The sequence below is a fragment of the Ectothiorhodospira shaposhnikovii genome (assembly GCF_016584105.1).
Taxonomy (GTDB): domain Bacteria; phylum Pseudomonadota; class Gammaproteobacteria; order Ectothiorhodospirales; family Ectothiorhodospiraceae; genus Ectothiorhodospira; species Ectothiorhodospira shaposhnikovii.
The window spans coordinates 1-790 of record NZ_NRSM01000092.1; the positions used below are offsets into that span (position 1 = coordinate 1).

The 790-nt window shown below is 58.9% G+C and carries 2 protein-coding genes; one reads left to right on the forward strand and one right to left on the reverse strand.

From position 1 onward, the window contains the following. A partial coding sequence (locus CKO35_RS17540; protein WP_200177394.1) for a PD-(D/E)XK nuclease domain-containing protein occupies positions 1-191 on the forward strand: 191 nt, incomplete at its 5' end. Between the two features lie 322 nt (positions 192-513). Here CKO35_RS17540 and CKO35_RS17825 read toward each other — a convergent pair. After that, a partial coding sequence (locus CKO35_RS17825; protein WP_207143912.1) for a hypothetical protein occupies positions 514-790 on the reverse strand: 277 nt, incomplete at its 5' end.

The following is a 790-nucleotide window of genomic DNA, read 5'->3' on the forward strand; positions in this document are numbered from 1 at the left end:
TCAATGGCCACATTTATCTGTTCGAGTTCAAGGTGGTGGAGCAGGTGCCGGAGGGCAGGGCGCTGCAGCAGCTCAAGGACAAGGGCTACGCCGACAAGTACCGGGGGCAGGGCAAGCCCATTCACCTCATCGGCGTGGAGTTCTCCAGGGAACAGCGGCAGATCATCGCTTTTGACGTGCTGAGCTTGTGATCCGACTGGGCTTGTGAACCGTGGGCGTGGGAGCGGACCTGCCCACGAAAACGGCGCGAAATACCGAGCACGCCCTTTTCATCACTCCCGCGAAAGCGGGAGTCCAGAATCCTTCGCTCTGTTACCAGCCGATGGATTTCCGCTTGCGCGGGAATGACGCAGATTGATCCGGCGCGGATTTATCCAGCGTGGCAACGGCCCTTGTCCACGGGGCAATCCGCTACACACAACGCACAAAGTAAAGCCCCGTCACTGTCCATGTGACGGGGCTTTGTGTCGCGCGGCCGGGCCAATCCCTGGAATCTTCCGTGAGCCTGAGAGTTCATCCTTGAGCGCCGATACTTGGCGACGGGCTCAACATCCCATACCGCCAATAGAGGTGCAACTGCTTGGCGTCAAAAGTTAGAAATGGTTCATAATTTCTTTTGTCCCCGCCCAGGGGAGGGAATGTCTTTGCGCTCGCAACCAAAGGCCGCTCCCGCAAGGCCAGCCCCGGCTTCGTGGTATTCTGCCCCGACAGTGAACCTCCAGGAGCCGAGTTCCTTCCATGGCTACCCAGCTCAATCTCCCCATCGGCGTACAGGCTTTCGGCAAAATCC